Below are 7,496 nucleotides of genomic sequence, written 5' to 3'. Positions count from 1 at the left end.
GGGAATCGATTTAATTGAAATATATAAAACCATTATGAAAACGCGGTTCTTTCTCTTGATGAAAAGAGTGGATTCGCGTTTTTCTGAATGAGGCTGTAAAAAAGTAAAATCTATTGAAAACGATTACTTGATAAGCAAAGTAAATTATGTTAAAATATTCACAATAAGACTAAGGAGGAAGAGAAAAATGGCAAAAATGTTTCTCAAAGCAAGTGCAGAATCAATGGGCGGATTGAAGGTGAAAGCTACAGCCAACGATCACGAAATCATTTTGGATGAACCCGAATCTGATGGTGGAACAAATCAAGGAATGAATCCAATGGAAGCTTTACTCTCTGCGTTAGGGGCATGTAAATGTATTGTTGCTCAAGCTTATGCAAAAATGCATAAGATAAATCTGAAAAGTATCCGTATCGATTTTGAAGGGGAGTTTGATCCAAGCGGTTATTTAGGAAAAGATCCCAACGCTAAAATTGGGTATTCTAAAATAATTGAACATTTCCATATCGAGGCAGATAATACGGAAGAAGAAATCAACAAGTTTATCGAATTTGTATCGAATACTTGTCCAGTAAATGATACGTTGGTCAATCCAGCCACATTCGAACATACTCTACACTTAAATAAATAATTAAAGATACTAACATAGCAGAGAGATTGGAAAAGGTAATCATTCCAAATCTCTCTGTTTTTTTTGATATATATTCCGTTAAAAACAACTCGTTTAGTCCGTTGACCCATTTAATTGAAATAAGTAGATACATTGGAACCAGGATCTTAGTATGAAGCTGAGATCCTGATTTTTTTTTAAAAAAATAATCAGACATTTAAAAGAAGTAGTCTGAGCATGCTATAATGAAAACTAAATATCAATAAATATAAGTGAAATGAAAACAAAATAAGGAGTTAAATGGATGACTTATGCACTGGAAATAAAGCATTTAGAAAAAATTTACAAAGGGGGAGTGAAAGCACTGCGTGGAATCGACTTAACCGTTCAAGAAGGCGACTTTTATGCCCTCTTAGGTCCAAATGGTGCGGGAAAATCTACAGCTATTGGCATCGTCACGTCGCTCGTCAACAAAACTTCAGGTAGCGTAAAGGTATTTGGTTATGATATAGATCATGAACTGACACGTGCCAAGCAGCAGATCGGGCTGGTTCCTCAGGAGTTCAACTTCAATCCTTTTGAAACAGTCCAGCAGATCGTGGTCAATCAGGCAGGATATTATGGTGTCCCGCGTAAGGAAGCACTGAGGCGAAGTGAAAAATATTTAAAACAGTCGGACTTGTGGGAGAAACGGCATGTCCGTGCCCGCATGCTTTCAGGAGGCATGAAGCGCCGGCTGATGATCGCCCGTGCTCTGATGCATGAGCCGCGCCTGCTTATATTGGATGAACCTACTGCAGGGGTGGATATCGAACTTCGCCGTGAAATGTGGGAGTTTTTGAAAGAACTGAACGCAAGCGGAACGACGATCATCCTGACGACACATTACCTTGAAGAAGCAGAAATGCTTTGCCGGAATATCGGGATCATTAGAGCCGGAGAACTCATCGAAGATACCAGCATGAAAAGCTTATTGGCTAAATTAATGTATGAAACTTTTATCTTTGATTTGGATAAATATGTAAATAAACCAGAAATCACTGGCTATTCGAGTAAACTCGTTGACGATTCGACACTTCATGTAGAAGTCGAGCGTAATCAGGGCGTCAATGGCGTGTTTGAACAATTGACTGAACAGGGTATAAAAGTCCTGTCCATGCGCAACAAATCAAACCGCTTGGAAGAGCTGTTCCTTAAAATAACCGAAGAAAATAAACAAAAGGAGACTGCCAATGCTTAAAATGTATTACACGGCACTAAAGAGTCTGGCTATTAAAGAAACAAACCGTTATTTGAGAATATGGGTACAAACACTGGTACCGCCAGTCATTACAACGTCATTGTATTTCGTTATCTTCGGTAACCTGATTGGTGGACGGATCGGAGAGATGGAAGGCTTTTCTTACATGGAATTCATTGTACCGGGACTCATTATGATGTCAGTCATTACTAGCTCTTATTCCAATGTATCTTCATCCTTTTTTTCTCAGAAATTCCAGAAAAATATCGAGGAATTATTGATCGCGCCCGTACCGACGCACATTATTATGTGGGGGTTTGTCGTTGGAGGTATGGGAAGAAGTATTTTAGTTGGGGCACTCGTTACACTGATTTCGCTGTTCTTTGTACCGCTGCAAGCTTTTTCATGGGTCATGATCATCGTAACGCTTTTAATGACATCGATCCTATTCTCACTTGCAGGACTATTGAACGGTATTTTCGCCCAGTCCTTTGATGATGTTTCGATCGTACCGACCTTTGTGCTTCAGCCGTTGACTTACTTAGGTGGCGTCTTTTACTCTATTTCACTCTTGCCACCCTTCTGGCGCGCAGTATCACGAGTCAACCCGATCGTTTATATGATCTCAGGCTTTCGATACGGCTTTCTTGGTGTCATTGACGTGCCTATTGTATGGACACTTATCATATTGACTTTATTTATTGCCGTTTTATACACAATTGACTGGTATTTGATCGAAAGAGGCCGTGGACTGAGAAGTTAAATGTATAGTATTTCTGAAGCAGCTTTTCTTAATGAAGAGAGAGCTGCTTTAAGTATATAGATTAGGTAAGTAGTACAAATTTCTAATTAATGGAATAAATATTATTGGAGAGGTGAACACATTGGCTTTCAATTACGATTTAGATTTTGACAACATCGATTTTCGCAAACAGCCGGAACTCTACAGAGTAGGCAGAGGTGAGCAGGGCGTATTAATGGTCGAACCTTACAAAAGTGAGATCCTTCCGCACTGGCGATTCAAAACGCCTGAAATAGCAAAGGAATCATCGGAAAAGATTTATCAGATGTATCTGGATTACAAACAAGACGGAGACTTTGTGGGCATGGACATGGCCAGAAAATACCTCCAGATGGGTTACACCAGATCCAGACGTTATGCCAACTACAAAGGCGGCAAAAAATATGATGAGAACGGTGAAGTGAAAGAAAGAGATATCGACGAAGAAAAAGCAGAATCCGCAGCCATTTTTGAAGAGAAATGGAAAATCGTCAGAGAAGATGAAGAGTATCTCAAATTAAAGAAAGAACATCAGAAAAAGTATGGCTGAGTGAGTAAAGGACACAAATAAAGTTATCTTTATAAATCAATATATATATATTCTCTTACTATGGTATAATTTTATAAAAACAATGTAAAATCAAGGATTTATTATAGTAAGGGAGTGATCGACACGTGGGATTATTTAACAGATTATCTGAACCGGTTTTTCTTAAAGAGGACAGCAATGCTGAGATACAGTTAAAGAAACTTAAAAATTTGGAAGAGGCATTAAACGAAAAAGGCAGAAAAATTTTAAGGCAAGATATTAAATTTTTAGAGTACGGCATCATTGGAGAAAAAAGTCTTGAATTTGAACTGAAGAATAGTCATCTACCGATGTATATATTACATGATATTTACTTAGAACTGGATGGCACAAGTGCCCAAATCGATTATATGGTTTTTACAAAAAAGCTCTGCTTTATCATAGAATGTAAAAATCTCTACGGAAATATCACTATCAACAATGCGGGAGATTTTATCCGTACCATTCAGTATAAGGGAATCAAAAAGAGAGAAGGTATCTACTCGCCGATCACTCAGAATCAGCGACATATGGATCTGGTCAAAAAAGTCAACAGTGCCCGTAAGACCAATATGCTGGCTAGAACTCTTTCAAAAGTAATTTTCAACGATACATATAAGTCCGTTGTTGTGTTGGCAAATCCTAAAACCGTTCTCAGTGCCCGGTATGCAAAAAAAGAAGTCAAGGAAAAAGTCATAAAAGCTGATCAACTTATAAACTTCATAAAAAAAACGAATGATCAATCCAAAGAATTGAATATATCGGATAAAAAAATGCTGGCTTGGGCACAATCCTATCTGGACCTGCATAAAGACATTTCAAAAGATTATACTTCAAAGTACGAACCTTATAAACGTGAGATAAGTGAGTCAGCTATACCTGAACAAAGCTACTTGCCCCCTGACAATGAGTCTGCTTCACAAATGGGATTATCCAAACAGAATAACAGGTTATATAGTGAATTGAAAAATTATCGGCTGATTAAAAGCCGACAGGAAGCGATCAAAGCCTTTTATATTTTCAGCAACAAACAGTTAAAAGCACTTATAGAAAAAAGACCTAAAAACAAGAAAGAACTTCGTCTAGTCAATGGGTTTGGAGCTGCCAAAGTGGAAAAATACGGGCAAGATATTATCCAAATCATTGAAAAACATGCAACAAACGAATAACACAAACCACTTAAAAATTAGTTGTATAAATTATTATAACAATTCGATTGAAGACATTATAATAAATCACGCGGATGTCAGAACGTTAAAAAGGGTAGCGACTTATAAGTTTCTGCCTTTTTTACATTTTGCAAAGTACTTCGATAGCTAAATAAAAGACTTGTCCCCTTGACAAAATAGATCAAGAGGGCTAAACTAATAACGTGGTTTAGGGTATGCTAAAAATAATTTTAAGAAGGTTGTAAAATGAAAGATGCTATGATTCAAATAAATAATTTAAATGTATATTACTCAAATAAAATAGCGCTGCAGGATGTGAATATTTCTATACCAAGTGGAAAAATTACTGGAATAATTGGGCCTAATGGTGCTGGGAAATCAACGTTAATGAAAAGTATGCTGGGTCTGATAGATTACCAGGGAACCGTTTCTTTTGGTAGAAACAAGCTGGAACAGGTGCAGAAAGACATCGCCTATGTCGAACAGAGACAAGACCTTGATCTGACTTTTCCCATAAACGTTTTTGACACCGTTCTGCTGGGTACCTACCCAAAATTGGGGTTAGTCAAGCGTCCAGGAAAAAAAGAAAAACAATTGGCAAAAGAAGCGCTGGAGACAGTGGATATGCAGGAGTATAGCGATCACCAGATCAGCGAATTGTCAGGAGGACAGCTGCAGCGGGTGTTTATTGCACGTGCCATCGCACAACAGCCGGAGTGGTTCTTTCTTGATGAGCCTTTTGTAGGCATCGATGTCGTGAGTGAGGAAGTGATTATTGACGTATTGAAGAAACTGCGTGACCAGGGAAAATCAATGGTCATCGTTCACCATGACTTAAGTAAAGTAACCAAATATTTTGACCATTTAGTTATGTTAAATGAAGAGGTCATTGCGGACGGTCCGGTCGATCAAGTCTTTACTAAGCAATATTTGGGTAATATCTATGGAACTGGATTCGTAGAGGCACTGACAGGAGGGGTAATCAGTGATTAATAACTTTGTTGATGGATTGATGAATTACCAGTTTTTACAAAATGCTTTGATCACCTCTTTGCTTGTCGGATTTGTATCAGGAATTCTCGGTGCTTTTATTATACTGCGTGGGATGTCGTTGATGGGAGATGCTATTTCTCACTCTGTACTGCCGGGAGTAGCAGTATCTTATATGTTCGGTTTGAATTATGTTTTTGGGGCTTCTTTTTTTGGAATATTGACAGCTATTTTGATCGGATACATTACAGAAAAAAGTACATTGAAAAACGATACCGTCATTGGCATTGTGTTCAGCAGTTTTTTTGCACTCGGGATTATTCTCATTTCCTTTGCTGAAAGTGCGACCAACTTATATCATATCTTGTTCGGGAACGTCCTCGCTGTTCGGGATTCGGATATCGTACTGACCGCTATTGTCACGGTTATTTCACTTATCTTTATCCTTATTTTCTTTAAGGAGTTGAAGTTGACATCCTTTGATCCTGTGATGGCAAAAGCCGCGGGACTACCTGTTAAATTCTTTCACTATGCCTTGATGTTCTTACTGACCTTGGTAGCCGTCGTTTCCTTGCAAACAGTCGGAACGATACTGGTCATTTCCATGCTGGTAACGCCTGCGGCTACTGCTTATTTACTCACAGACAACCTGAAAATCATGATCGTTCTATCTGCTCTGATTGGGATGTTGAGTTCGATCATTGGACTATTCTTCAGCTATTCTTATAACTTGGCATCCGGTGCGACTATTGTTTTAACTGCTGCAGTGTTCTTCTTGCTTGCGTTTTTATTCGCCCCGAAAAAAGGATTGATCGTTCGAAACAGATTGAGTAGAAATTAATTACATTACGAAAGAAGGGAAAAACAATGAAAAATTGGCTTAAAGTTGTATTAAGTACGGTGGTTTTAATAACTTTAGCAGCATGCGGAAATAGTGGTAGTGCGAATCAAGAAATTACTGGAACAGACGAATCACATTTGAACGTTGTCGCGACAAACTCCATTATCGCAGATATGGCAGAACAAGTTGGTGGAGGACTGGTCAACATACACAGTCTCGTTCCGATCGGTACTGACCCGCACGAACATGAGGTCTTACCTGACGACATCCAGAAATCAGAAGAAGCTGATATCGTGCTGTACAATGCATTGAATTTGGAAACAGGGAATGGCTGGTTTGATGATTTGATGGATACGACTGGAAAAGTAGAAGATGAAGATTATTTTGCGCTAAGTAAAGGGGTTGAACCGTTATTCCTGACAAGTGAGGGGCAGACTGACCAAGCTGATCCACACGCATGGTTGGATTTACAGAATGGTATAAAATATGTTCGTGAAATTGAAAGGATTTTTTCTGAAAAAGATCCTGAAAATGCAGCAGCTTTCAAAGATAATGCTGACGCATATGTTGAAAAACTGACTGAACTGGATAGCGAAGCAAAAGAAGCCTTTGATGATATTCCTGAAGATAAACAATTACTCGTTACCAGTGAAGGTGCCTTTAAATATTTTGCTAAAGCTTATGGAATCGAGGCCGGCTATATCTGGGAAATCAACACAGAAAATCAGGGAACACCAGAACAGATGAAGCAAATCATCGACAAAGTAAAATCTTCAGAAACACCTGTTCTATTTGTTGAAACAAGCGTTGATCCTAGAAGTATGGAACGTGTTTCTCAAGAAACGGGTCTCCCTATTTATACCGCGATCTACACAGATTCGATTGCAAAAGAAGGAGAGCCAGGCGACTCTTATTATGATATGGTGAAATGGAATATTGAAAAAATCCATGATGGCTTGAGCCAAACCCGAGGTGAAGCTGAACCACTTGATAAAAAATAAATCAACTAAAAAAGAACCTTTCGAGGTTCTTTTTTTGCGTTTCAGGCGCGTATAAAGTTTTAAATCAAATAATGTTAAGAAGACGAAACTGACGCAGCGTCAGTTTCACCATTATTGAAGATCTTTTTAGAGTTCATATGCGCTTTAAAAGCGCGTGTGTTCACTTGAAACTCCACGATTCTCTTTATCATCCATCTCGTGAACTTGCTGGGTGTTGAGTTCGACATTTTGCTTCCGAAAGTGCACACTCAAACAATTATAACTTCTGAGTTCGACGTTTTAGTCCCAAAAGTGCA

8 protein-coding genes are annotated in these 7,496 nt (G+C 38.5%); all 8 read left to right on the top strand.

Features of this window, described 5'->3' with window-relative positions:
- Positions 1–187 precede the first annotated feature (187 nt).
- The 8 genes from AKA01nite_RS09080 to efaA all read left to right on the top strand — a co-directional run bounded on the left by AKA01nite_RS09080 (position 188) and on the right by efaA (position 7,200).
- Entirely contained in the window at positions 188–631 is a 444-nt protein-coding gene (locus AKA01nite_RS09080) for an OsmC family protein (protein WP_146925010.1), read from the top strand.
- A 283-nt stretch (positions 632–914) separates the two neighbouring features.
- Positions 915–1,850 carry an ABC transporter ATP-binding protein gene (locus AKA01nite_RS09075; protein ID WP_146925009.1) on the top strand — a complete coding sequence of 312 codons (936 nt, stop codon included), beginning with the start codon at positions 915–917 and terminating at the stop codon, positions 1,848–1,850.
- Positions 1,843–2,613 (top strand): ABC transporter permease, encoded by a 771-nt coding sequence (locus AKA01nite_RS09070; protein ID WP_146925008.1) that lies wholly within the window; start codon positions 1,843–1,845, stop codon positions 2,611–2,613. Before AKA01nite_RS09075 ends, AKA01nite_RS09070 begins: the two co-directional genes overlap by 8 nt.
- A 121-nt stretch (positions 2,614–2,734) precedes the next feature.
- On the top strand, positions 2,735–3,181 hold the full coding sequence (locus AKA01nite_RS09065; protein ID WP_146925007.1) for a DUF4385 domain-containing protein: 447 nt from the start codon (positions 2,735–2,737) through the stop codon (positions 3,179–3,181).
- Between the two features lie 125 nt (positions 3,182–3,306).
- A complete protein-coding gene (locus tag AKA01nite_RS09060) occupies positions 3,307–4,368 on the top strand; it encodes an HRDC domain-containing protein (protein WP_146925006.1) in 1,062 nt (353 codons plus the stop codon).
- 246 nt (positions 4,369–4,614) lie between these two features.
- Positions 4,615–5,361, top strand: a complete 747-nt coding sequence (locus AKA01nite_RS09055; RefSeq protein ID WP_146925005.1) for a metal ABC transporter ATP-binding protein — start codon at positions 4,615–4,617, stop codon at positions 5,359–5,361.
- Positions 5,354–6,199 carry a metal ABC transporter permease gene (locus tag AKA01nite_RS09050; protein WP_146925004.1) on the top strand — a complete coding sequence of 282 codons (846 nt, stop codon included), beginning with the start codon at positions 5,354–5,356 and terminating at the stop codon, positions 6,197–6,199. Before AKA01nite_RS09055 ends, AKA01nite_RS09050 begins: the two co-directional genes overlap by 8 nt.
- Positions 6,200–6,225: 26 nt before the next feature.
- Positions 6,226–7,200 (top strand): Mn/Fe ABC transporter substrate-binding lipoprotein EfaA, encoded by a 975-nt coding sequence (gene efaA / locus AKA01nite_RS09045; RefSeq protein ID WP_146925003.1) that lies wholly within the window; start codon positions 6,226–6,228, stop codon positions 7,198–7,200.
- The last annotated feature ends 296 nt before the right edge of the window (positions 7,201–7,496 follow it).

Source organism: Alkalibacterium kapii (genome assembly GCF_007988865.1).
GTDB lineage: Bacteria > Bacillota > Bacilli > Lactobacillales > Carnobacteriaceae_A > Alkalibacterium > Alkalibacterium kapii.
Note: the sequence above shows the minus strand (reverse complement) of the source record. Positions and strands in the feature narration are given on the sequence as shown.

Bases quoted from the DNA above. Each gene is read 5' to 3' on its own strand.
- AKA01nite_RS09080 (WP_146925010.1), top strand. From the start codon at position 188: ATGGCAAAAATGTTTCTCAAAGCAAGTGCAGAATCAATGGGCGGATTG.
- AKA01nite_RS09075 (WP_146925009.1), top strand. From the start codon at position 915: ATGACTTATGCACTGGAAATAAAGCATTTAGAAAAAATTTACAAAGGG.
- AKA01nite_RS09070 (WP_146925008.1), top strand. From the start codon at position 1,843: ATGCTTAAAATGTATTACACGGCACTAAAGAGTCTGGCTATTAAAGAA.
- AKA01nite_RS09055 (WP_146925005.1), top strand. From the start codon at position 4,615: ATGAAAGATGCTATGATTCAAATAAATAATTTAAATGTATATTACTCA.
- efaA (WP_146925003.1), top strand. From the start codon at position 6,226: ATGAAAAATTGGCTTAAAGTTGTATTAAGTACGGTGGTTTTAATAACT.